Below are 20,834 nucleotides of genomic sequence, written 5' to 3' on the forward strand. Positions count from 1 at the left end.
CGCCGGTCAGATCACCGGCGCGACCCCGTCCTTCTCGACCGTGACCCGCGTCGCCGAGACCTGGCCGTCCGCGGCGCGGGTCCCGTTGATGAACACCGCCCGCCCCGGCACGAGGTCGGCGCGCGATGCCGGAACCGGCTGCAGCAGCGGCGTGTCCGGCGAGACCAGAAGCCGCACGCTTCGCCCGAGGATGCTCAGCGTCAGCTCCCGCCCGCCGGCGTTCTCCACCACCGCGCCGATCGGCCCGTTGTTCATCGAGCTGTCCTGCCCGGTGTCCCAGGGCACCTGAAGCTCGGTGATCCGCTGCCCCGGCGGCAGCACCGTGATCGCCACCGCGCGCAGCGCGCCGTCCGGCCCCGGCTCCGCCACCGCTCCGACTGAGGTGCCCGGCGCCAGGTCGGCCAGTGCGACCCGCCGGAGCGAGGCGACGGTGAGCGCCTCGGCCAGCATCACCCGCGCCGTTCCGCCGGCTCGAAGGTTCACGGTCAACGCATTCCCCTCCAGGCCCACGATGGTGCCGCGCAGCCGGGTCGGAACGGCATCCTGCGCCCGTGCCGCGGGCCCGATTGCCGCAAGGGCCAGAAGCGCTCCTCCGAGGAGGCTGCGACGGTTCGGGCGGGGCATGACGGTGTCTCCTGAGGGCCCGGGCCGCCAGGAATGGCCAGCACCGTCCAGCCGGGCGGACGATTCCGCCGCGTTGGCGCTGGAGCTTGCCGGATGGCCACCACGGCGGCCAGACGCGCGCGGCCTGTGCCGCGCCCGCCCTCCGGTTCGATGACGCCGCTGAGTTCGCCCGCGCGGCCCTAGCCGAAGCAGTCCACGTGGTCCTGCACGCGATGAAGCAGCTCGTCACAGTGCGGCGACACGTCCACCGTCCGCCGGTTGACCGGTCCCCAATGACGCCGGTTCCAGCGCAGGGCGACGCCGGTGTACTGCACCGCGAAGGCCGGGCAGGTCTTCATCAGGTGCTGGAACGCAGCGCCGGACCCCGCGCCCACGTTGGGCGAGGCCGCGCGGCGGTTGCCGCGCGAGAAGACCGCCTGGAGGTCCGTCCGCCCGCGATAATCCTGAAACAGCTTCCGGAGCAGGCTGTTGGCTCCGATCGAGCTGTAGCTCACCTGGAACAGCCCGGCCTCCGCGTTCAGCGCGGTCGGGGGATGCTTCCCGTCCTTGTTCGCGTCCTTGTCGAGCCCGGCCCCAGACCATCCCGAGCTCTCCCTCATGCCCAGCCCGACCATGAAGACGAAGAGGTGCCGCAGCGTGTCGGCGCCGCTCTCGCCATTCGACATGCCGTTGAGGAAGAACAGCGGTCGGCACCACGTCAGCGCGTCCTTGGCGGGATTGCCGGTCTCGGCCATCGCCATGGCGCGCGCGACCGGGTCGGCCGAGCGGAGCTTGCGGTAGACCATGGCGAAGGCCGCGGACATGCCCATGATGTACCCAACGGGCGCGCGTCCTCGTCGCGTCCACTCGCGACGGACGAGTGGGGAAGTGCGGGCCATGTTCAGGATGATCTGGTCCGGGAATGCCCTCTCCATGGACGCCTCCTCGAACGCGTCGTGGTTCTATCGGACTGAGGAGCAGGATTAGGTCCGGTGCGACCGGACGTGTTAGCGCTGTTACGTCGCGTCGGTCGCGGGACGTGTGTCCCTCACCGCGAAAGGCGGATAACGGCCCCCGGCGGAAGGGCGTTCGAGGCGCGCCCGGCACCGCCGGCCCGATGATCCCCGTTCAGCCGCCGGCACCAACAAGGGGACCCTGGCGAACGCGCTCAACGCCCCGGACACGGGGCCAGCAGGACGTCGGAGCACCACGATACCGGGTGCGCAGCTCCGCGCGGATCGGGTCAGGCATGGACGACCGGTTCCCGCAGGACCATAGGACCCGCGCAGCCGGAGGAGCCCCCATGCCCGACCATTCCTTGCCGACCCCGCGCGACGGCCGGCCCGCCTTCCCCGTGGGCCTGGCCTGGACCGAGGGCCGCAACGCCCGCCTGCGCCAGCGTCTCGCCCGCCCGGAAATCCTGATCGCCCCCGGCTCCTTCGACTGCGTCAGCGCCCGGCTGGTGGAGGCGGCGGGCTTCGACGCCGTCTACATCACCGGCTCCGGCGTCTCGATGAGCACCCTCGGCGCGCCGGATGTGGGCGCCGTGTCCTTCGGCGAGATCCTAGACCGCGTCCGTCGCATCTGCGACGTCGTCTCCATCCCCGTGATCGCCGACGGCGACACCGGGTATGGCGGGCCGCTGAACGTCATCCGCACGGTGCGCGAGTACGAGCGCGCGGGCGTCAGCGCGATCCAGATGGAAGACCAGGAGTGGCCGAAGAAGTGCGGCCACGAGCCCGGCCGGCGCCTCGCCTCCGTGCAGGAGATGGTTCAACGCATCAAGGCCGCGACGGAGGGACGCCGCGATCCGGACTTCGTTGTCATCGCCCGCACCGATGCCCGCAGCACCGACGGCCTGAACGCCGCGCTCGAACGCGCTGCGGCCTATCAGGAGGCCGGCGCCGACATCATCTTCGTGGAGAGCCCGGAGAGCGAGGCGGAGCTGGCGGCCGTGGGCCAGGCGATGCCGGACTCGCTGCTGATGGCCAACATGGTCGAGGGCGGGAAGACGCCCATCCTGCCCGCCGCGCGCCTGCAGGAGCTCGGCTACCGCTTCGCCATTTACCCGAACGCGCTGACCCGTCTCTTCGCCAAGGCGGGTCTCGACCTCCTGGCCTCGCTGAAGGAGACCGGCTCCACCAACGCCATGGCGGATCGAATGCTCAGCCACGGCGCGCTGTGGCAGCTCTTCGACAACAGCACCTGGCGGGCGCTGGAGAACCGCTATCAAGCCGCCCCGGCGAAAGCCTGAAAGGGCCGGCCATGATCCATCGCCCGACCCGCCGCGCCACCCTGGCCGCGGCGGCCCTCCTCGCCGATGGCCGGGCCGCGCGCGCCCAGGCCTGGCCGGACCGCCCGATCCGATTCATCGTCCCCTTCGCGCCGGGCGGCTCCACGGACCTGATCGCCCGGCTGGTCGCGGAGGGGCTGGGCGAGCGGCTCGGCCAGCCCGTGATCGTGGAGAATCGCGGCGGGGCCGGTGCCACGCTCGGCACCCAGCTCTGCGCCCAGTCGCGGCCGGACGGCACCACGGTGATGCTGTCCAACATCGCGAGCCACGCCATCTCGCCCGCGCTCTATCCCAACCCCGGCTACGACCCGGTGCGCGACTTCACCCATGTCGCCCTGCTCGTGACCAATCCCTCGGTCATCGAGGTGAACCCCCGCTTCGAGGCGCAGACGCTGCAAGAGCTGATCGCCCTCTCGAAGTCCCGGCCGGACGGGGTGGACTACGCCACGTCCGGGTCCGGCTCCTCCAACCACATGCTGATGGTGCGGCTGGCGCAGATCACCGGCGCGCGGTTCAACCACGTTCCCTATCGCGGGGCGGGTCCGGCGATGACGGACGTGATCGGGGGCACCGTGCCCGTGATGGCGGACACGCTGCCCTCCTCCATCGCCCATATCCAGGCACGGTCCGTGCGTGCCCTGGCCGTGAGCGGCGAGGCGCGGAGCCCGCTCTTCCCCGACGTGCCCACGTTGCGAGAGTCCGGCGTCGATCTGGTGAACGCGCCCTGGTACGGCCTTTCGGGCCCGGCCAACCTGCCCGCGCCGATCGTGGAGCGGCTGGCGGCGGAGACGCGGCAGGTGCTGGCCTCCGACCGGGTACGGGCGCGGCTCGCAGAGATCGGCAGCGATGTCGGCCAGATGACGCCGGCCGAGTACACGGAGCACGTGCGGGTCGAGGCGGCGCGGTGGGCACCCGTGGTCCGCGCCTCTGGCGCCACGTTCGGCTGATGCGGCACGGGTGAATTCTGGAGGGCCCGTTCGAAGCACGCACCCAGCGCCGGCCCCGTTGGTGTTCGCGACAGCCCCTTAACAGAACGCGGGTGCAGGGGGTGCGCTCACCCCCTGGTGGATGGGGTCCGGGGAAGGCGAAGCCTTTCCCGGGGCAGCCACCCCATCAGCTCCCAACTTTCAGCGTCGAAACCAGCCCGCGCAGACAGGCGATGAGCGAGAGCGGCGTGAGCTTGCCCGTGCGCGGGTTGCTCTCGCTCGGCACGTTCTCGATCGTCATGGTCAGGCGGGCCGTCTCGGCTTCCACGCGGATGGTGTGGGTGTTGCGGGTGACGGTGGGATCGGCCCAGATCTCCACCATCGTCCGTTCCGGCCCGATCCCGGCCAGCCCGAGCGCGGCGGCGACATTCACGTTCGCCGGGAAGCCCCGGGCGGCATCGAAGGCATTGCCGGTGAAGATGAGCGTGGGCTCCGTCACCGCGCCCATGTCGAGCCCCTTCTCGATGAGGTAGGGCGCGCCCTCCAGCCCGCGCGGCGGCTTGCGGGTCTGGATCGTGACGCTCTCCACCTTGCCCTCCGCGGCGGCGCGCACCGCGTCCAGCCCGAGTAGCGCCCCGGTCGGAACGACGATCCGCGCGCCGGTCCGCCGCGCCTCCTCCACCAGGTGCATCCGCGGCAGCAGCGCGCCGACCGAGGAGGGCATGAAGATCCGGCCCCGCCGGATCGCCGGGACGGCGATGGCCTCGAACACCGCGGCGGGCGCGGCCTCGACCACGATGTCCGCCTCGTCGGCCAACGCCTCCAGCGGCACCAGTGCCGGCTTCGCACTGAGGCCCGCGAGGTTGCGCGCCGCCTTCTCCGCGTCCCGCGCCGCCACGGCCACCAGCCGCAGCCCCTCGACGCCCGCATCGAGCGCCCGTGCCACCTCCAGCCCGATCGCGCCCAGCCCCGCGATGGCGACCGTCCTCGTCATCCGTTTCCCCTCCGGTATGCCGCGCCCCTATCGCCCGCGCGCCATGCCGAAGCAATCCGCGGATGGTGGCCGCGCGGCGGCCGAACGCAGTCTGCGCCGGTTCCCTGGAGTGATCCCATGCCCGGCTTCCGCTGCATCGCCATGGCCACCGAAACCGCCGATCGCTTCCGCCACACCGGCGTGGATGACCGCGGCGGCACCGTCCATCGCCGCGTGGTGAACGGGTCGGGCTTCCCCTGCCGCCACTGCCTCCGGTCCGGCCGGCTGGGCGAGGCGATGCTCCTTGCCTCCTACGACCTTCCGCTGCCGCGCTCGGTCTACTGGACGCCGAGCCCGATCTTCCTGCACGCGGAGACATGCCCCCGATACGACGCGCAGAACGTCATCGCGCCGATCGTGCGGGACAATTCGCTCATCTCCCTCCGCTCCTACGACGCGGAGGGGATGTGCCTGTACGACCTCGGCCATGTCGGGCCGGGCGATGCGGCAGATGCCCCGCTCGCCTCCGCCCTGGCCGATCCGCGCACGGCCTACGTCAACATCCACACCGCCCGGCCGGGCTGCCTGCTCTGCCGGGTGGAGCGGACCTGATCAGACCACCGGGCTGAGCCCGCCATCCACGTTGATGGCGGTTCCTGTCACGTAGTCCCCGGCCTGGGACACGAGCGCGAGGGCCATGGCGGCGAACTCCTCCGCCTTGCCCATGCGCCCCATGGGGATGGCCTTGCCCGATTCGGCCATCCACTCCTCGTAGGTCTGCCCCTTCGGGTCGGCGGCATGGCGACGGACCCACTGATCGCTGTCGATCTTGCCGACCAGCAACGCGTTCACGTTGATCCCGATCGCGGCGCCCTCCCCCGCCAGCACCTTCGTGAGCGCCATGCCGGCGGCGCGGGACACCGCGGTGGGCGCGCCGGTCGCGGGCGGCGCCTTCGCGCCCGTGTTCAGCACATTGATGATCCGCCCGAAGCCGCGGGCCTGCATCCCCGGCCAGCAGAGCCGCGCGAGCCGGATGGCTGCGAAGAGCTTCAGGTCCAGGTCGCCCTGCCAGTCGGCATCGGAGATCCCGAGGAACGGCCCGCGGCGCGAGGTGCCGGCATTGTTCACCAGAATGTCGACCCCGCCGAGCGCGGCCTCCGCCGCCGCGAAGGCGCTCGCGCATCCCTCGGCGGTGCCGATGTCCGCCGAGACGGGCACGCTGCCCGGAAGGCCCTTCGCCGCCTCAGCCAGGGCCGCCTCGCCCCGCGCCACCAGGGCCACCCGCGCCCCTGCCTCGGTGAAGGCGCGGGCCATGGCGAGGCCGAGCCCCTTCGAGCCCCCGGTAACGAGGGCGCGGCGACCGTCCAGCGAGAGCTTCATGATGTTTCCTCGAACGAGGCCCGGCATCCCGTCGGGTCCTGGGACGGCATTCGAGGGCCGTACGCAGGGCTGTCAACTCACACTGGATTTTAACACAACCCACGGTAGTGTGATGACGCGCCCGATCACGCGCTGCGTTTTTCCGCTAACCCCCGAGGGGCCTTGTCATGAGCCTGACCTGGACGTTGCCGGCCGCCCCGGCGTTCCGAACGGATCCTGCCCCGCAGGAGCGGTTGCCGCTCTCCTTCTCGATGCCGATCGTCTTCGGCCTTTCAGGGCTGCTCTGGGGCCTGATCGGCATGGGCGTCGCGTGCCTCCTGGACTGAGGCACAGGCCAGGACCGGCGAGAGGGATGGGCGACCTACGGGGCTCGAACCCGTGACATTCGGCACCACAAGCCGACGCTCTACCAACTGAGCTAAGGCCGCCACAGGCCCGCCATCCGAGAACGGGATGGCCCGGCGGCACCGCCGCCGGGCTGGCCGTTTAGATCGGCGCCAGGGCCGCCGTCAACACGGCCCTCACCGGATGTCGCCTATCCGGCGGCGCGGACCTCGCCGCCGCGGGACGCCTTCCAGGCGGCCAGGCGCGCCAGCGCCTCGTCCAGAACCGCCTCCCCCTTGCAGAAGGCGAAGCGGGCATAGTGCGTCGGGGCATCCGGCCCGGCGTAGAAGGCGGAGACCGGGATGGCCGTCACCTTCGCCGTCTCCGTGATGTGCCGGCAGAAGGCGACGTCATCGCCGTTGAAGCCAAGAGGCCGGAAGTCGGTCGTGATGAAGTAGGAGCCCTGGGTCGGCAGCACTCCGAAGCCGAGCGCGGCCAGTCCGGCCCCCAGCCGATCCCGCCTCGCCTGCAAGGAGGTCGAAAGACCCGCGAAGTAGTCGTCCCCCTTCGCCAGCCCGACCGCGACCGCCCGCTGGAGGTTCGGCGGCGTGGTGAAGGTCAGGAGCTGGTGGGCCTTCATCACGTTCTGCGCCAACGACCGGTCCGCTGTGATGTACCCGACCTTCCACCCCGTCAGGGAAAAGGTCTTCCCGGCGGAGCCGATCCGCATGCAGCGCTCCCGCATGCCCGGCAGGGTCATCAGCGGGATATGGGACCAGCCGTCGAAGGTCAGGTGCTCGTACACCTCGTCGCAGATCGCGTAGGCGCCGTGTCGCTGGACCAGGTCGGCCACGAAGGCCAGCTCCGCCGCCGTGAAGACCTTGCCGGCCGGGTTCATCGGCGAATTCAGCAGGATGGCCTTCGTCTTCGGCCCGAAGGCGGCGGCCAGTTCCGCGCGCGGCAGCTCCCACCTCGGCGGGGTGAGCCGGACGAGCTTCGGCACCGCGCCGAGCATCCGCACGACGGGCAGGTAGGTGTCGTAGAGCGGCTCGATCAGCACGCACTCGTCGCCGGCGTCGAGCACGGCCATGAGGCAGGCGGTGATCGCCTCCGTCGCGCCGGAGGTCACGACCACCTCGCTCGCCGGGTCCACCTCCAGCCCGTAGAAACGGCGGTTCGCCTCGGCCACGGCGGTCCGCAGCTCCGGCACGCCGGTCAGGGGCGGGTACTGGTTGCGCCCGTCCATCAGGGCGTCGGCGGCCGCCCGTACGACATCCTCCGGCCCCTCATAATCCGGGAAGCCCTGGCCGAGGTTGATGGCGCCGTGCTGCACGGCGAGCGCGGACATCACCGTGAAGACGGTCGTGCCGGTGGCCGAGAGAAGCGCGTTCTGGGACTTGGCGGGAGCGGTCATGGGCAAGCAGCGCCTTCGCGGCGGGGGCGGCCCGACGATCCGGGCGAGCGAGCCCCGCCCCGGCCCCGGGCGAGGCCCGATGATGGGGACGGACCTGCCCGGGCGCAATCGGGCCCGCCCGGGCTGCCGCTGGAATGGGCATCCTGCCTGCGCCTTGGTCGGCGCGGGAGGCAGGCAGGGGAAAAACGGGAGGCGCCGGCATTGCAGCCCCGGCATGGGTTGTGCAACGTCCGCCCCGCCGGACCGCCTGGTCTGGCCAATGACGCGGGAGGAGCGGGACGCACCCCGTCCCGCGGGAATGCGGAGCCGATGAAGAAGATCGAAGCCATCATCAAGCCCTTCAAGCTCGACGAGGTGAAGGACGCGCTGCACGAGATCGGCCTGCAGGGCCTGACCGTCGTGGAGGCGAAGGGTTTCGGCCGCCAGAAGGGCCACACGGAGCTCTATCGAGGCGCCGAGTACGTGGTGGACTTCCTGCCCAAGGTGAAGATCGAGGTGATCTGCTCGGACGACCTGTGCGAGCGGGCGGTTGAGGCGATCACCGCGGCCGCCCGCACCGGCCGTATCGGGGACGGGAAGATCTTCATCACCGACGTGCAGGACGTCGTGCGCATCCGCACCGGCGAGCGCGGCGAGGAGGCCGTGTAGGAATTGCCGTCCGCGCCCCCTTCCCGGATCGGGGCGGGCGCGGGAGGAGAGTAGGGACACCGCCTCGCGCGGGCGTCCATCAACGCGTCATAAGGGGAACAGGACGAACGCGATGGCGAATGACAAGGACAGCGTCTCCAGGGTGATGGAGATGATCAAGGAGAACTCTGTCGAGTACGTGGACTTCCGCTTCACGGACCCGAAGGGCAAGTGGCAGCACACCGCCCAGCATGTCTCCACGGTCGAGGAAGACACCTTCGCCGAAGGCATCATGTTCGACGGCTCCTCGATCGCCGGCTGGAAGGCGATCAACGAGTCCGACATGATCCTCATGCCGGACACGCTGAACGCCTGCATGGACCCCTTCAGCGCGAAGCCGCAGCTGATCCTCTTCTGCGACATCTATGAGCCCTCCACCGGCCAGCGCTACAACCGCGACCCCCGCGGCACGGCGAAGAAGGCCGAGGAGTATCTGAAGTCCACCGGCATCGGCGACACCGCCTTCTTCGGCCCCGAGGCCGAGTTCTTCGTGTTCGACGACGTGAAGTTCGGCACCGGCGGCAACTACGGCCACTACAAGCTTGAGAGCGGCGAAGGCCCCGGCGCGTCCATGAAGGACTTCCCCGAGGGCAACATGGGCCACCGCCCCGGCGTGAAGGGCGGCTACTTCCCGGTCGCCCCCGTAGACTCCGAGCAGGACCTGCGCGCCGAGATGCTCTCCACGATGATGGAGATGGGCGTCCTGGGCGAGAAGCACCACCACGAGGTGGCGCAGTCCCAGCACGAGCTCGGCACGAAGTTCGGCCCGCTGATCACGCAGGCCGACCACATGCAGATCTACAAGTACTGCATCCACAACGTCGCCCACAGCTACGGCAAGACCGCGACGTTCATGCCGAAGCCGATCTACGGCGACAACGGATCCGGCATGCACGTGCACCAGTCCATCTGGAAGGACGGCAAGCCGCTCTTCGCCGGCAACGGCTACGCGGACCTGTCGGACTACGCGCTGTGGTACATCGGCGGCATCATCAAGCACGCGAAGGCGCTGAACGCCTTCACGAACCCGCTGACCAACTCCTACAAGCGGCTGATCCCGGGCTTCGAGGCGCCGGTGCTGCTGGCCTACTCCGCCCGCAACCGCTCGGCCTCCTGCCGCATCCCCTACGCGACCTCCCCGAAGGCGAAGCGCGTCGAGGTGCGGTTCCCGGATCCGGGCGCGAACCCCTACCTCGCCTTCGCGGCGATGCTCATGGCCGGGCTGGACGGGATCAAGAACAAGATCCACCCGGGCGACCCGATGGACAAGGACCTGTACGACCTGCCGCCGGAGGAGCTGAAGGGCATCCCGACCGTCTGCGGATCGCTGCGGGAGGCGCTCCAGTCCCTCGAGGCCGACCACGAGTTCCTCCTGGCCGGCGACGTGTTCGGCAAGGACCAGATCGAGTCCTACATCGAGCTGAAGTGGCAGGACGTGTACAAGTTCGAGCACACGCCGCACCCCGTCGAGTTCGAGATGTACTACTCCGTCTGAGCCTCGGGCCCGGGCGATCCGAATGGGGGCGGCGCTTCGGCGCCGCCCTTTTCATTTTCCGCTTCGCCCCGACCGAGCCTCGATCCCGTGCGCACCAGACGCGCGCGGACTAGCTGCGCGACGCGCACCCAACATGCTGGGGAAGTCTCCACGGCGTCCTCGCCGCATTTTCCACACAGGGTCGGGACATCAGAGGTGAACGCCCCGTTCCCCTGAGGGAGAGAGTGCTGTTGTACAGCGTCGACGCCATGACCCTGAGCGCGGCCGAGGCGCATCGCCCGGTGCCGCTCACCGCGGTCTTCTACACACTCAACGGCGTGGAGCACGGGAGCTGGGTACCGTCCGGTCAGGACCGCTGGGACTGCGTCGCCCAGAGCGTCGGCACGCGCCTGCGCTGCGAGGTCCGGGCCGAATCCCCGCCGACCTACGACACCGGCACCCGGAGTTGGACGCTGGAGCTGACCGTCTTCGGCCGGCGGCGTCGCCCGGAGACCCTGTCGGTGGCGGTTCGCTGGCGCTGACACGCCCCCGTCCGGCTTCCGGCGCGTATCCGCGAACCAAGGGGAGAGGACGGTTCAGCCCCGCCCCTCGGCGAGGCCGGCGCTAGGTCAGGCTACCGGTGATCCGCGTGAAGGTCGTCCGCAGCCCTTCGGCGAGCCCCGGCACCACGGCGATCAGCACGACCGAGAGGAACGCCGCGATCAGGCCGTACTCCAACGCCGTCACGCCCCGGCGATCCTTAAGAAGCTTGTGCGCGCCGCGCCTGGCGGGAGCGAGATCGTTCATGGTTTCGTCCCCACAGGGCCCTTCCTGCGCGCGGACAATCGCCAGCGGATGACCGGTTGCCGCGCAGTTCGCCATGGTCGCGGAACAACTTGGAGATTTCGTTAAGCCGAAACGCCGCCTCGGCATGGCCGGCGTTCCTAGCGGCGTACGGGACCGCATGTCGCAGGACGCACTGCGATCGTCAGAAGCAAGCGCTGGATAATTCGGCAGGTCGGCCGTGCTGGCCGAATGCGTCCGTATTGCTGACGCGAATGGCGTCCCCAAGGGGATTCGAACCCCTGTTACCGCCGTGAGAGGGCGGTGTCCTAGGCCTCTAGACGATGGGGACTAAGCCTGCGGAGGCGGCCTTCTAGCCGCCCTCCGCGGGGCGATCAAGCCGCCCCGCGCGCTTTTCCTGCGCCGCTGGATGACGGCCCGTCCGGCAGGCGCCGGAGCAGTGGCGCACCGCCTCCCAGTCGCGGGCCCATTTGCGCCGCCACGCGAAGGGACGGCCGCAGGTCACGCAGGTCTTCTCCGGCAGGGACGGCTTGCGGTGCGCCATCACTCCCCCAGCCGGACCTCGCCCACGGGGCGCCCGCTGCGCCCGTCCACCAGCAGGATACGATCGCCGTCCGGCCGCTGCACCCAGACGGCCACCCGCCCCTCCGCCGCGGGCGCGATCCCGCCGATCCGCGCCCCCTCGGGCTGGCCGAGCGCGCCGACGACGGCCGGGAGCTCCGGCCGCACGCCGCCGGCGCGCTGGACGATCAGCGCCACCAGCGTCACGGTGCCGGCGACGATCAGCACCCCCATTCCCACGACGAGCACCTTGAGCGCGCGCAACGAGCCCCCCGAATCCCTGGATTTCACCGCGGCCGCAAACCAGGCCGGAGAGCGGCTGGACCGGGCCTTCGCCGCCATGGGCCCCCTCTCCCGCTCCCGCGTCAAGGCGCTGGTCGAGGCGGGGCACGCCGCGCGGGACGGCGCGGTGACGCGCGATCCCTCGGAAGGGCTTCGGCCGGGCAGCCGGTACACGCTCGCGGTGCCACCCCCTGCCCCGACCGCGCCGCAGCCCCAGGCCATGGACCTGAAGATCCTGTACGAGGATCGTGACCTCCTCGTGCTCGACAAGCCGGCCGGGCTGGTAGTCCACCCGGCGCCCGGCCACCAGGACGGCACGCTCGTCAACGCCGTGCTGGCCCATGCCGGGGAGGAGCTGTCCGGGATCGGCGGGGAGAAGCGGCCGGGCATCGTCCACCGGCTGGACAAGGACACGAGCGGCGTAATGGTCGTCGCAAAGTCCGAGGTCGCGCACCAGGCCCTCTCCACGGCCTTCGCCGAGCGCGACCTGGAGCGGAGTTACCTCGCCCTCGCCTGGGGCGTCCCCTCCCCCACCTCGGGCAGCGTGGAGGCGCCGGTCGGCCGCCATCCCATGGACCGCAAACGCATGGCGGTGGTCACGCGGGGCGGCAAGCCGGCCCTGACCCACTACGCCACCGAGCAGGCCTGGGATGCGGCCTGCTCCCTGCTCCGCTGCCGTCTCGCCACGGGCCGCACCCACCAGATCCGCGTGCACATGGCGCATATCGGCCATCCGCTGATCGGGGATCCGGTCTACCTGCGCCGCACCCCCGCGACAGCCAGATCCCTTCCGGACACGGCGCGGGAGGCCCTGCTGTCGTTCCCCCGCCAAGCCCTGCACGCGGCCACCCTGGCCTTCCGACACCCGACGACAGGCGAGGCACTCTCCTTTTCCTCGCCTTTGCCGGCCGACATGGCGGCCTTGTTGCAGGCGCTCGACGGCGTGTAACCCGACTGTATCGGTCGGGTTTTCCTTGCAAACGGGGCGGGAACAGATTACAACCCCTCCAGCTTCCGCGGCAGAGGGCGCCAAACACGGCATCCCAACCGGGCCCTGCGAAGGCACCGAAAACCTCGGGGCTCGCAGGCGTTCTAGATGCCCAGGGCCCAGTCCCGCGAAGGTCATGCACGGATCGTCCGTGCGCTAAGGTCGATCCTCTGCCCGCCAAATTCCAGGGGGCGCCGGATCGGCTCAGGAGGCAGATGCGTATATGGCTTCCCTTGCCACGATTCCCATGGCCCCAGAGGGCAATCTCTCCCGCTACCTGCAGGAGATCCGCAAGTTTCCGATGCTCTCCCCGGAGGAAGAGCTGAATCTCGCCAAGCGCTGGCGCGACGTGCAGGACGAGGGCGCGGCCCACAAGCTCGTCACCTCCCACCTCCGCCTCGTGGCGAAGATCGCCATGGGCTACCGCGGCTACGGCCTCCCGGTTGGTGAGCTGATCAGCGAAGGCAACGTCGGCATGATGCAGGCGGTGAAGCGGTTCGACCCGGACCGTGGCTTCCGCCTCGCGACCTATGCCATGTGGTGGATCCGCGCCGCGATCCAGGAGTACATCCTGCACTCCTGGTCCCTGGTGAAGATGGGCACCACGGCCGCGCAGAAGAAGCTCTTCTTCAACCTGCGCCGGCTGAAGGGCCAGATGGCTGCGCTGGAGGAAGGCGACCTGAAGCCCGAGCAGGTCGAGAAGATCGCCCGCGTGCTCCAGGTTCCGGAGCAGGACGTGGTGTCCATGAACCGGCGCCTGGCCAGCCCCGATAACTCGCTGAACGCGCCCATCCGCGCGGACTCCGAGGGCGAGTGGCAGGACTGGCTGGTGGACGAGAGCGAGAGCCAAGAGAGCGAGCTCGCGGACCGGGAGGACATGTCCAACCGCCGCACGCTGCTCGACAACGCGCTGAAATCGCTGAATGACCGGGAGCGTCACATCCTGATCGAGCGGCGCCTGAAGGACGAGCCCACCACGCTGGAGGAGCTGTCCCAGCAGTACAACATCTCGCGCGAGCGGGTTCGCCAGATCGAGGTTCGCGCCTTCGAGAAGCTGCAGAAGAACATGAAGCAGCAGATCGTCGAGAAGCGGCTCGCGGTGGCCTGATCAGCACCAGATTCTGGATCGAACGGGGCGGCGGAGCAATCCGCCGCCCCTTTTTCATGCCCTTTGCCGGTCGGAGAAGAGGAGAAGCGCGATGGCCGCGAGGCACCCCAGCCCCCCGGCCGCGAACACGGCCCCATGGCCGCCGATCAGGACGAGCAGCCCTGCCAGCGGCGCCGACAGCCCTACCGCGAGGTCCACGAAGGCGGAAAAGCTGCCGATCGCCAGGCCGCGGCTGGACTCGGGCACGCGCCGCACCGCTTCCACCCCCATGGCCGGGTAGATGAGTGAGAAGCCCGCCCCGGTCAGCGTCGCTCCCATCAGGGCCACCAACGACGTCGGCGCCACGAGCAGCAGCGCCTGCCCGACCGCCTCCACCGCCAGCGACACGCCGGCCACGAGCCGCCCGCCCACCCGGTCCGGCAGGTGCGAGAAGAAGAGCCGGACGAGGATGAAGCCGATGCCGAAGCCGGTGAGCGCCAGCCCGGCCCCCTCCCAGCCCCGGGCCGCGAAGTAGAGCGCGACGAAGCTCCCGAGCATCGCCTGCGGTGCGATGCCGGCGCAGAGGACGGCGCCGTACCGCCAGACGATGCCGAGCACGCTGAGGAAGGAGGCGCGCTTTCCCCCGCCCGCGGGCGCCACCGCCTTCAACCCCACCGCCACCAGCAGGCCGATCAGCGGCAGGAGGATCGCGGCGATCGCGACGCCCGGGAATCCGAACCGCCCCATGACCCAGAGCCCGACCGGCGCGCCGACCCCGAGGGCCACGAACATGGCAATGCCCTGCCAAGTCATCACCACGCCCGTCCGCCGCGGTCCGAGCCGGGCGATGCCCCAGCTCATCGCGCCGATGAGGAAAAGGCTCTCCGCCGGGCCCATGATCAGCCGCCCAACCAGCAGCACGGCGAGGGACAGCCAGGGATCAGCGACCCAGGTGGAGGCGAGGTAGACGAGTCCGGATACCGCTGCCAGCGGCAGCCCCATGAGCACGGCGCGCTTCGCCCCGTGCCGGTCGGTCAGCGCCCCCGCGACGGGCCGTGTGAGAATGGTCCCCAGCGACTGGAGGCCGACCACCCATCCTGCGGTGACGAGGCTGAAGCCCAGCCCGTCATGGACGTGCAGCGACAGCACCGGGAGCGGCAGGGCGATGGAGATGAACCCGGTGAAGATGATCGCCGACAGCGGCAGGAGCCGCCAGGCGGACGGGTTCTCGGAGGATGGCTGCATGGTGCGCGCGCCTCAAGGAGGGCCGGATCGGCCCGTTGGCGCGTTGGTTGACGTGAACGCTTACGGCCGACTGTCCCGGCGGCGGCCTCATGCCCGCGCGGACGCCGCCAAGTCAACCGGCGGCGCCCGCGCAGCCTGTTACGATTCGGAGGACGGCGCCGGCCCGCGCGTCGGCCCGGGCGGCTTCGGCGCCTGGATCGGCCGGCCCTCGGCGGCGGAGCGGTAGATCGCCGCCATCAGCGCCTGGTCATGCGCGCCCTCCTCGCCGGGCGTGTGGGGCTGGCGGTTCGCCCGCACGCATTCGGAGAAGTGGTCGAGTTCGAGCGCGAACTGGTTCTTATGCGGGATGCGCCGCTGCTCCCGGACGGCGATCTGCCCCTCGCGCCGGGACACGTACATCTGCTGCCCCTCATAGGAGAAGGCGTCGGGCATCTCGACCGTGCCGCGCTCGAAGTGCAGGCGCAGCGTCTTGTCGTTGAAAGCGTCGTAGCCGCAGAGGCAGTTCGCCACGACCCCGGAGGGAAAGCGCAGGCCGAAGGAGACGCTCTCCTCGATCTCGGCCCAGCGCGGGTCGCCGGGCGGGCTGTAAGAGGACGCGAAGAGCTGGTCCGGCTCCTCCCCCGTGACGTAGCGGGCCGCGTTCAGGCAGTAGAGCCCGATATCCGGCAACGCCCCGCCACCGGCCAGCCGGCGGGAGAAGCGCCACTGCGGCGCCGGGCCGGAGGACTGGACGTTCGTCGCCTCGATGAAGCGCAGCTTCCCCAGTTCCCCGCGCCGTACGATCTCGATGGCCGCGCGGTTGTACGGCTCGTACTGGCAGCGATAGGCGATCATCAGGCGAACATTCGCGCGGGCGCAGGACGTGACCATCTCGGCCGCCTCCTCCGGCGACGTCGCCATCGGCTTCTCGCACAGCACATGTTTGCCGATGCCGGCGACGCGCACCACGTATTCCCGGTGCATCGCATTCGGCAGGCCGATGTAGACGGCCTGCACCTCGCGGTTCTCGCGCAGACGCTCGAGCTCCTCGTAGGAGTAGATGCTGCCCTCCGCGATGCCGTAACGTCGCGCGACGGTGCGAGCCTTCTCCGGGCTGCCGCTGACCAGCGCCACCGGGCGGGACATGCGGGATTCCGCGAAGGCGGGCAGCGTCTCCTCCAGGCTGATCCGGCCGAGGCCGATGATCGCGTAGCCCACCCGCTCCCCCGGCGGCAGCGGGTTGGGCGTGGGCGCGGAGGGCGGCTCCGCATCGCCGCGCCATTCTGGAAAGCGCACGCGCCCGTCCTGGACGCCGCCGGCATCGATCGGCGATGGCGGCGGGTAGCCAGGCGCGCCGGCGGCACCGATCGCCACGCCGGCCGCGGTCAGCCCTGTCGCGCGCAGCAGGCCGCGGCGGGTCGCGCCATCCTGATCCTGGGCCATGCGGGTCTCCATGTCGGGGAGTGCGGGGAACGCCCCCGAACTGGCCCCGTTGCCCGATCCGCCAAGCCCATGCCCGCCATTCGCGCGGGCGATTGGAATCACGACCCCGCAAGGCGCAGATCGAGGGGTGGAGACCCCGACCATGCCCGACGACGCCCCCCTGCCCCGCCCACAACCCGCCCGCGCCGCCGCGCCGGCCGGGCTCACGGTGGGCCACGTCCACCTGAAGGTCGCCGAACTCGACCGGGCGCTGGGCTTCTGGCGCGACGTGCTCGGGCTGGAGGTGATGGCACGCCGGAACGGGGCGGCCTTCCTCTCGGCGGGCGGCTACCATCACCACATCGCGCTCAACACCTGGGACAGCCTCGGCGGAGAGCCGCCTGCGCCGGGCACCACCGGCCTCTACCATGTCGCGCTGCTCTACCCGGATCGCGCAACGCTGGCCCGCGCGGTCAAGACCGTGCTGGAGGCCGGCATCTCGCTCGAAGGCGCCTCGGACCACGGCGTGTCGGAGGCGATCTACCTGCGCGACCCCGACGGCAACGGCGTCGAGCTCTATCGGGACCGGCCGCGCGCGGACTGGCCGCGCGACGCGGAGGGGAACATCGCGATGTTCACCCGCCGCCTCGACCTGCCGGCGCTGCTGGCCGAGGCGGAGGACTGATCCCTCGCCTCCCGGCGCGTCATAGCATCCGCGCGGCCGCGGGCAGGAGGAATTCGGCGGTGTAGGCGGCCGCGACGCTTGGCTTCGTGGCGTTCAGGTGGAACGCCCCGGCCATGGTGTCGATCTGTGCCTGTATCCGCGGCGCCTCGACACGGGACAGCCCTTGCTGGCGCACGCCGTCGGACAGCAGCATCTCCCGGAACGCGACCTGCTGGCGGATCGCGGAAGGCCCAGACCATGCCCTCGGTCAACGAGGCCACGGCAGCGCAGATCGCGCAGGTGCCGCTGGACTAGGGGCGGCCCGCAACCGGGACTGGCCGGAACGGAAACGCCCTGCCCCCGTCACCGGGAGCAGGGCGCCTCTCCTGCGCGCCTTTCGACGCGCCGGGCGGTGTCAGCTCAGGGGACGGTGAGCGTGGAGATCGAGCAGAGGTCGATTCCCCGCCGCTCCTCGGCGGTGTTGTCGGCGTACTCGATGCGCACGTCGTAGGTGCACTCGCCGGCGGGCAGGCGGATCTGGAAGGTGCCGCCGGGCGGCACGACGGCCGTGCCGAGGCGATCCTCGCCCCAGTTCTGATCGGACGACGGGGAGGCGCGCAGCACCTGGATCGTCTTGTTCGTGCGGTTCACGAGGTTGAAGGACGGGTTGCCCGTCGCGGCCGGGGCCGCGCCGCCGCCCTTGCCGCCCGGTGCCGGCGTCGCCTGCTGCTGCTGGTTGCCGAACACCACCTCGGTCAACTGGCAGGTGTTGACCCCGCGGCGCTCCTCGGACCGGCGGTCCTGGTAGACGACGCGAATGTCGTTCTGGCACTGGTTCGGCGGCAGGTTGACCTGAAAGGACTGGCCGTTCGGCAGCACGTTGGCGCCGAGCAGGTCCTGGCCCCAGGAGTTCACGCTCACGGAGGAGGCGTAGATCTCCATGATCGTCTGGCCGGAGCGGTTGACGAGGGAGAAGCTCGGGTTGCCCTGGGCGGCGGCGGGACCCGCGCCGGCGAAGCCGGCAGCGACGAGGGCCAGCGCCAGGACGGCCCGGCGTAGGGTGGGGGCGAACATGGGGGTGTCTCCGTTGCGAAGGCCCGGCCAGCATGGCCGGGCGCGCCCCGGGCCGCCAGACCGTGCGGGCCTTACAAAGCCGTCAACGCGACAGACGAGACGGGCGGCGCGACCGGGGCGGCCAGCCCCGCGACCCGCGACCCGATCGGGCCGCGGTCCGCTAGCCCGCGAAGGGGTCGGACACCGTGATCGTGTCGTCCCGCTCCGGGCTGGTGGAGAGGAGGGTGACGGGCGCCTCGACCAGCTCCTCGATCCGGCGGACGTACTTGATCGCCTGGGCCGGCAGCTCGGCCCAGGACCGGGCGCCGCGGGTGCTGCCGGACCAGCCCTCCATCGTCTCGTAGATGGGCGTCGCCGCGGCCTGGGCGGCGGCGGCGGCGGGCAGGCGGCGGAAGGTCTCGCCGTGGATGGAGTAGCCGGTGCAGATCTTCAGCTCGGGCAGTCCGTCCAGCACGTCAAGCTTGGTCAGCACGAGGCCGCCGACGCCGCCGACCTTCACGGCCTGGCGCACGAGGCAGGCGTCGAACCAGCCGCAGCGGCGCGGGCGGCCCGTGACGGTGCCGAACTCGTGGCCCCGCTGTCCCAGCAGCTTGCCCGTGTCGTCGAAGAGCTCCGTCGGGAAGGGGCCGGCGCCGACACGCGTGGTGTAGGCCTTGGCGATGCCGAGGATCGTGCCGATCGCGTGCGGGCTGACGCCCGCGCCCGCGGCAGCATTGCCGGCGACGGTGTTGGACGAGGTGACGTAGGGATAGGTGCCGTGGTCCACGTCCAGCATGACGGCCTGCGCGCCCTCGAACAGCACGCGGCGGCCTTCCTGGCGGGCGGTGTCGAGGCGCTCCCACACGGCCTCCGCGAAGGGCAGCAGCTTCGGCGCCAGGGCGAGAAGGCCGTCGAGGAGAGTCGCCTTCTCGAAGGTTTCCGCGCCGAGGCCGCGCAGCAGCGTGTTGTGGTGCAACAGCAGCTCATCGAGCTTGTGCGAGAGGGTCTCGGGCTCGGCGAGGTCGCAGAGGCGGATGGCGCGGCGCGCCACCTTGTCCTCATAGGCCGGGCCGATGCCGCGGCCGGTGGTGCCGATGGCGGACTTGCCGCGCGCCGCCTCCCGGGCCTTGTCGATGGCGGGGTGGACGGGAAGGATGAGCGGCACGTTCTCGGCGATGCGAAGGTTGTGCGGGCCGACCTCCAGGCCCTGCGTCTTCACGCGCGCGATCTCCTCCAGCAGCGCGTTGGGATCGAGCACGACGCCGTTGCCGATCACGCCGAGCTTTCCGCGCACGACGCCGGAGGGCAGCAGCGAGAGCTTGTAGGTCTGGTTGCCGACGACGAGGGTATGACCGGCGTTGTGGCCGCCCTGGAAGCGCACGACGATGTCGGCGCGGCTGGCGAGCCAGTCCACCACCTTGCCCTTGCCCTCGTCGCCCCACTGGGCGCCGATGATGGCGACATTGGCCATGGGTCAGTTCCCTTCGAGCGCGACGGCCACGCCATCGCGGAGTTCGTGCGTGCAGCGCAGGCCGCGCGCGGTGTCGGTGGGCGAGAGAGCGGCGACGGTCACCTTGCCCTGGCGCCGGAGCGCGGCCGCGGCCGCGGCATCGCTGCCGTGCGGCAGGAAGACACGCTCCGCCGCGGCGGGGCGCGGCGCGGCGCGCAGGGCCGCGTCGGGATAGAGGGAGAGGCCGGTCGCCGGTTCGTCCCCGCTGATGTAGCGGCCGCCGCGGCCGAGCTCGCCGGTGCGGCCGGGACCATAGAGCGTGAAGGCGACGCCGGTGTGATAGCGCAGGCCACGGAACTCCACCGGATCGAGCGTGATTCGCAGGGCCGGGGCGCGCCGGCGGATGGCGGCGATGACCTCGGCGGCGTTGTCGGCGATGGCGCGGGCGGCCGAGGGCAGGTTGGCCGCTTGCAGGGCGGCCAGGGCGCCGTCGGCGGGGCCGGCGGCGGCGAGGAGGCCGGGGAGGAAGTTGGCGGGGGGGCCGGCTTCCTCGGAGAGGCGGGTGACCTCAGCAGCGTCCTTGCGGTCCAGGGCACGGGCGAGGGCGTTGCGGGCGGCGCCCTGCAGGCCGGCGCCGTCCAGCAGGGCGGGGGACATGGCGGGGAGCGTCACGTCCAGGGCGACGTCGGCGATGCCGCAGGCGGCCAGGGCCTCGACGCCGAGGGTGGCGGCCTCCGCGTCGGCCTCGGCGCTGCTGGCGCCGATGATCTCGATGCCGAGCTGGGGAAGCTGCCGTTCCGGCGCGAGCTGGGTGCCGCGGACGCGCAGGACCTGGCCGGCGTAGGAGAGGCGCAGAGGGCGGGGCACGTCGCGCAGCCGCGTCGCGGCGATGCGGGCAACCTGGGGCGTGGTGTCGGCGCGCAGGCCCATCATGCGCTGGGACACCGGGTCCATCAGGCGGAAGGTCTGGTCGGCGAGGGCGGCGCCGGAGCCGGTGAGAAGCGCGTCCTCGAACTCCAGCAGGGGCGGCTTCACGCGCTCGTAGCCGTGGGTGGCGAAGACCTCCATCATCGCCTCGACCAGCGCGGCCTCCCGGGCGGCCTCGGGCGGCAGCAGGTCGGAGAGGCCGGCGGGCAGCAGCGCCGGGTTGGGAAGGTCGTCGGTCATCGTCCGCGCGGGTTTTTCGGGCGGTGGATGCCAGCGGGGGCCGGGCGCCGCAAGGGGC

24 protein-coding genes and 2 tRNA genes are annotated in these 20,834 nt (G+C 71.0%); 10 read left to right on the top strand and 16 right to left on the bottom strand.

The features are described 5' to 3' along the window. Positions 1-6: 6 nt before the first annotated feature. Together ACP6CK_RS06600 and ACP6CK_RS06605 are read right to left on the bottom strand one after the other, a co-directional pair. A complete protein-coding gene (locus ACP6CK_RS06600) occupies positions 7-624 on the bottom strand; it encodes a hypothetical protein (protein WP_426958087.1) in 618 nt (205 codons plus the stop codon). 179 nt (positions 625-803) lie between these two features. Further along, complete coding sequence (locus tag ACP6CK_RS06605) at positions 804-1,538, bottom strand: hypothetical protein (RefSeq protein ID WP_426958088.1); 735 nt, start codon at positions 1,536-1,538, stop codon at positions 804-806. 368 nt (positions 1,539-1,906) lie between these two features. On the opposite strand from ACP6CK_RS06605, the gene ACP6CK_RS06610 reads away from it, so the two are divergent. Both ACP6CK_RS06610 and ACP6CK_RS06615 read left to right on the top strand, forming a co-directional pair. Beyond that, entirely contained in the window at positions 1,907-2,857 is a 951-nt protein-coding gene (locus ACP6CK_RS06610; RefSeq protein WP_426958089.1) for an isocitrate lyase/PEP mutase family protein, read from the top strand. Between the two features lie 11 nt (positions 2,858-2,868). Next, a complete protein-coding gene (locus ACP6CK_RS06615; RefSeq protein ID WP_426958090.1) occupies positions 2,869-3,843 on the top strand; it encodes a Bug family tripartite tricarboxylate transporter substrate binding protein in 975 nt (324 codons plus the stop codon). Between the two features lie 166 nt (positions 3,844-4,009). On the opposite strand, the gene ACP6CK_RS06620 is transcribed toward ACP6CK_RS06615, so the two are convergent. Further along, positions 4,010-4,816 carry an aspartate dehydrogenase gene (locus ACP6CK_RS06620; protein ID WP_426958091.1) on the bottom strand — a complete coding sequence of 269 codons (807 nt, stop codon included), beginning with the start codon at positions 4,814-4,816 and terminating at the stop codon, positions 4,010-4,012. Positions 4,817-4,933: 117 nt separating this feature from the next. Here ACP6CK_RS06620 and ACP6CK_RS06625 point away from each other — a divergent pair, with 117 nt between their 5' ends. Further along, entirely contained in the window at positions 4,934-5,407 is a 474-nt protein-coding gene (locus tag ACP6CK_RS06625; protein WP_426958092.1) for a DUF1203 domain-containing protein, read from the top strand. On the opposite strand, the gene ACP6CK_RS06630 is transcribed toward ACP6CK_RS06625, so the two are convergent. Then, a complete protein-coding gene (locus ACP6CK_RS06630) occupies positions 5,408-6,175 on the bottom strand; it encodes an SDR family oxidoreductase (RefSeq protein ID WP_426958093.1) in 768 nt (255 codons plus the stop codon). 167 nt (positions 6,176-6,342) lie between these two features. On the opposite strand from ACP6CK_RS06630, the gene ACP6CK_RS06635 reads away from it, so the two are divergent. Then, a complete protein-coding gene (locus ACP6CK_RS06635) occupies positions 6,343-6,501 on the top strand; it encodes a hypothetical protein (protein WP_426958094.1) in 159 nt (52 codons plus the stop codon). 29 nt (positions 6,502-6,530) lie between these two features. On the opposite strand, the gene ACP6CK_RS06640 is transcribed toward ACP6CK_RS06635, so the two are convergent. Together ACP6CK_RS06640 and ACP6CK_RS06645 are read right to left on the bottom strand one after the other, a co-directional pair. Beyond that, positions 6,531-6,603 (bottom strand) — tRNA-His (locus tag ACP6CK_RS06640). A gap of 107 nt (positions 6,604-6,710) precedes the next feature. Next, positions 6,711-7,913, bottom strand: a complete 1,203-nt coding sequence (locus ACP6CK_RS06645) for an aminotransferase (protein WP_426958095.1) — start codon at positions 7,911-7,913, stop codon at positions 6,711-6,713. 309 nt (positions 7,914-8,222) lie between these two features. On the opposite strand from ACP6CK_RS06645, the gene ACP6CK_RS06650 reads away from it, so the two are divergent. The 3 genes from ACP6CK_RS06650 to ACP6CK_RS06660 all read left to right on the top strand — a co-directional run bounded on the left by ACP6CK_RS06650 (position 8,223) and on the right by ACP6CK_RS06660 (position 10,616). Then, complete coding sequence (locus ACP6CK_RS06650; RefSeq protein WP_426958096.1) at positions 8,223-8,561, top strand: P-II family nitrogen regulator; 339 nt, start codon at positions 8,223-8,225, stop codon at positions 8,559-8,561. A gap of 112 nt (positions 8,562-8,673) precedes the next feature. After that, positions 8,674-10,095: a type I glutamate--ammonia ligase gene (gene glnA / locus ACP6CK_RS06655; protein WP_426958097.1), complete on the top strand. Its 1,422-nt coding sequence runs from the start codon at positions 8,674-8,676 to the stop codon at positions 10,093-10,095. A 230-nt stretch (positions 10,096-10,325) separates the two neighbouring features. Next, positions 10,326-10,616 carry a hypothetical protein gene (locus tag ACP6CK_RS06660; RefSeq protein WP_426958098.1) on the top strand — a complete coding sequence of 97 codons (291 nt, stop codon included), beginning with the start codon at positions 10,326-10,328 and terminating at the stop codon, positions 10,614-10,616. Between the two features lie 82 nt (positions 10,617-10,698). Here the strand turns inward: ACP6CK_RS06660 and ACP6CK_RS06665 are convergent, their stop codons facing one another. The 4 genes from ACP6CK_RS06665 to ACP6CK_RS06680 all read right to left on the bottom strand — a co-directional run bounded on the left by ACP6CK_RS06665 (position 10,699) and on the right by ACP6CK_RS06680 (position 11,703). Beyond that, entirely contained in the window at positions 10,699-10,881 is a 183-nt protein-coding gene (locus ACP6CK_RS06665) for a Flp family type IVb pilin (protein ID WP_426958099.1), read from the bottom strand. A 252-nt stretch (positions 10,882-11,133) separates the two neighbouring features. Further along, positions 11,134-11,209: transfer RNA gene (locus tag ACP6CK_RS06670), tRNA-Glu, on the bottom strand. Between the two features lie 21 nt (positions 11,210-11,230). Beyond that, on the bottom strand, positions 11,231-11,422 hold the full coding sequence (locus ACP6CK_RS06675) for a DUF2256 domain-containing protein (protein ID WP_426958100.1): 192 nt from the start codon (positions 11,420-11,422) through the stop codon (positions 11,231-11,233). Continuing rightward, the gene (locus tag ACP6CK_RS06680) at positions 11,422-11,703 is read right to left on the bottom strand and encodes a DUF6476 family protein (protein ID WP_426958101.1); all 282 of its coding nucleotides are present in this window, start codon (positions 11,701-11,703) and stop codon (positions 11,422-11,424) included. Before ACP6CK_RS06680 ends, ACP6CK_RS06675 begins: the two co-directional genes overlap by 1 nt. On the opposite strand from ACP6CK_RS06680, the gene ACP6CK_RS06685 reads away from it, so the two are divergent. Together ACP6CK_RS06685 and rpoH are read left to right on the top strand one after the other, a co-directional pair. Continuing rightward, positions 11,690-12,670, top strand: a complete 981-nt coding sequence (locus ACP6CK_RS06685; protein WP_426958102.1) for an RluA family pseudouridine synthase — start codon at positions 11,690-11,692, stop codon at positions 12,668-12,670. The two genes, ACP6CK_RS06680 and ACP6CK_RS06685, sit on opposite strands and share 14 nt — an antisense overlap. 262 nt (positions 12,671-12,932) lie before the next feature. Continuing rightward, entirely contained in the window at positions 12,933-13,817 is an 885-nt protein-coding gene (gene rpoH, locus ACP6CK_RS06690) for an RNA polymerase sigma factor RpoH (RefSeq protein WP_426958103.1), read from the top strand. A gap of 54 nt (positions 13,818-13,871) precedes the next feature. On the opposite strand, the gene ACP6CK_RS06695 is transcribed toward rpoH, so the two are convergent. Beyond that, complete coding sequence (locus ACP6CK_RS06695; RefSeq protein WP_426958104.1) at positions 13,872-15,041, bottom strand: MFS transporter; 1,170 nt, start codon at positions 15,039-15,041, stop codon at positions 13,872-13,874. A gap of 138 nt (positions 15,042-15,179) precedes the next feature. Continuing rightward, entirely contained in the window at positions 15,180-16,463 is a 1,284-nt protein-coding gene (locus tag ACP6CK_RS06700) for a Gfo/Idh/MocA family protein (protein WP_426958105.1), read from the bottom strand. A gap of 142 nt (positions 16,464-16,605) precedes the next feature. On the opposite strand from ACP6CK_RS06700, the gene ACP6CK_RS06705 reads away from it, so the two are divergent. Beyond that, a complete protein-coding gene (locus ACP6CK_RS06705; RefSeq protein WP_426958106.1) occupies positions 16,606-17,127 on the top strand; it encodes a VOC family protein in 522 nt (173 codons plus the stop codon). Positions 17,128-17,146: 19 nt separating this feature from the next. Here ACP6CK_RS06705 and ACP6CK_RS06710 read toward each other — a convergent pair whose 3' ends face one another. From ACP6CK_RS06710 to ACP6CK_RS06725, 4 genes are all read right to left on the bottom strand, one after another. Next, positions 17,147-17,320 (bottom strand): hypothetical protein, encoded by a 174-nt coding sequence (locus ACP6CK_RS06710; protein WP_426958107.1) that lies wholly within the window; start codon positions 17,318-17,320, stop codon positions 17,147-17,149. A 206-nt stretch (positions 17,321-17,526) separates the two neighbouring features. Next, on the bottom strand, positions 17,527-18,180 hold the full coding sequence (locus ACP6CK_RS06715; RefSeq protein WP_426958108.1) for a hypothetical protein: 654 nt from the start codon (positions 18,178-18,180) through the stop codon (positions 17,527-17,529). A 160-nt stretch (positions 18,181-18,340) separates the two neighbouring features. Further along, entirely contained in the window at positions 18,341-19,630 is a 1,290-nt protein-coding gene (locus tag ACP6CK_RS06720; protein ID WP_426958109.1) for an adenylosuccinate synthase, read from the bottom strand. Positions 19,631-19,633: 3 nt separating this feature from the next. Beyond that, positions 19,634-20,776 carry an ATP phosphoribosyltransferase regulatory subunit gene (locus tag ACP6CK_RS06725; RefSeq protein WP_426958110.1) on the bottom strand — a complete coding sequence of 381 codons (1,143 nt, stop codon included), beginning with the start codon at positions 20,774-20,776 and terminating at the stop codon, positions 19,634-19,636. Between the last annotated feature and the right edge of the window lie 58 nt (positions 20,777-20,834).

Origin of the sequence: Muricoccus radiodurans (assembly GCF_050154705.1) — a bacterium.
Lineage (GTDB): Bacteria > Pseudomonadota > Alphaproteobacteria > Acetobacterales > Acetobacteraceae > Roseomonas > Roseomonas radiodurans.

Excerpts from the sequence above, each read along its gene's own strand:
- ACP6CK_RS06635 (WP_426958094.1), top strand. The coding sequence starts at position 6,343 with ATGAGCCTGACCTGGACGTTGCCGGCCGCCCCGGCGTTCCGAACGGAT.
- ACP6CK_RS06645 (WP_426958095.1), bottom strand. The coding sequence starts at position 7,913 with ATGACCGCTCCCGCCAAGTCCCAGAACGCGCTTCTCTCGGCCACCGGC.
- ACP6CK_RS06650 (WP_426958096.1), top strand. The coding sequence starts at position 8,223 with ATGAAGAAGATCGAAGCCATCATCAAGCCCTTCAAGCTCGACGAGGTG.
- ACP6CK_RS06605 (WP_426958088.1), bottom strand. The coding sequence starts at position 1,538 with ATGGAGAGGGCATTCCCGGACCAGATCATCCTGAACATGGCCCGCACT.
- ACP6CK_RS06715 (WP_426958108.1), bottom strand. The coding sequence starts at position 18,180 with ATGTTCGCCCCCACCCTACGCCGGGCCGTCCTGGCGCTGGCCCTCGTC.
- ACP6CK_RS06620 (WP_426958091.1), bottom strand. The coding sequence starts at position 4,816 with ATGACGAGGACGGTCGCCATCGCGGGGCTGGGCGCGATCGGGCTGGAG.
- ACP6CK_RS06675 (WP_426958100.1), bottom strand. The coding sequence starts at position 11,422 with ATGGCGCACCGCAAGCCGTCCCTGCCGGAGAAGACCTGCGTGACCTGC.
- ACP6CK_RS06600 (WP_426958087.1), bottom strand. The coding sequence starts at position 624 with ATGCCCCGCCCGAACCGTCGCAGCCTCCTCGGAGGAGCGCTTCTGGCC.
- ACP6CK_RS06705 (WP_426958106.1), top strand. The coding sequence starts at position 16,606 with ATGCCCGACGACGCCCCCCTGCCCCGCCCACAACCCGCCCGCGCCGCC.
- ACP6CK_RS06615 (WP_426958090.1), top strand. The coding sequence starts at position 2,869 with ATGATCCATCGCCCGACCCGCCGCGCCACCCTGGCCGCGGCGGCCCTC.
- ACP6CK_RS06665 (WP_426958099.1), bottom strand. The coding sequence starts at position 10,881 with ATGAACGATCTCGCTCCCGCCAGGCGCGGCGCGCACAAGCTTCTTAAG.
- rpoH (WP_426958103.1), top strand. The coding sequence starts at position 12,933 with ATGGCTTCCCTTGCCACGATTCCCATGGCCCCAGAGGGCAATCTCTCC.
- ACP6CK_RS06720 (WP_426958109.1), bottom strand. The coding sequence starts at position 19,630 with ATGGCCAATGTCGCCATCATCGGCGCCCAGTGGGGCGACGAGGGCAAG.
- ACP6CK_RS06610 (WP_426958089.1), top strand. The coding sequence starts at position 1,907 with ATGCCCGACCATTCCTTGCCGACCCCGCGCGACGGCCGGCCCGCCTTC.
- ACP6CK_RS06695 (WP_426958104.1), bottom strand. The coding sequence starts at position 15,041 with ATGCAGCCATCCTCCGAGAACCCGTCCGCCTGGCGGCTCCTGCCGCTG.
- ACP6CK_RS06725 (WP_426958110.1), bottom strand. The coding sequence starts at position 20,776 with ATGACCGACGACCTTCCCAACCCGGCGCTGCTGCCCGCCGGCCTCTCC.
- ACP6CK_RS06700 (WP_426958105.1), bottom strand. The coding sequence starts at position 16,463 with ATGGCCCAGGATCAGGATGGCGCGACCCGCCGCGGCCTGCTGCGCGCG.
- glnA (WP_426958097.1), top strand. The coding sequence starts at position 8,674 with ATGGCGAATGACAAGGACAGCGTCTCCAGGGTGATGGAGATGATCAAG.
- ACP6CK_RS06630 (WP_426958093.1), bottom strand. The coding sequence starts at position 6,175 with ATGAAGCTCTCGCTGGACGGTCGCCGCGCCCTCGTTACCGGGGGCTCG.
- ACP6CK_RS06625 (WP_426958092.1), top strand. The coding sequence starts at position 4,934 with ATGCCCGGCTTCCGCTGCATCGCCATGGCCACCGAAACCGCCGATCGC.
- ACP6CK_RS06710 (WP_426958107.1), bottom strand. The coding sequence starts at position 17,320 with ATGCTGCTGTCCGACGGCGTGCGCCAGCAAGGGCTGTCCCGTGTCGAG.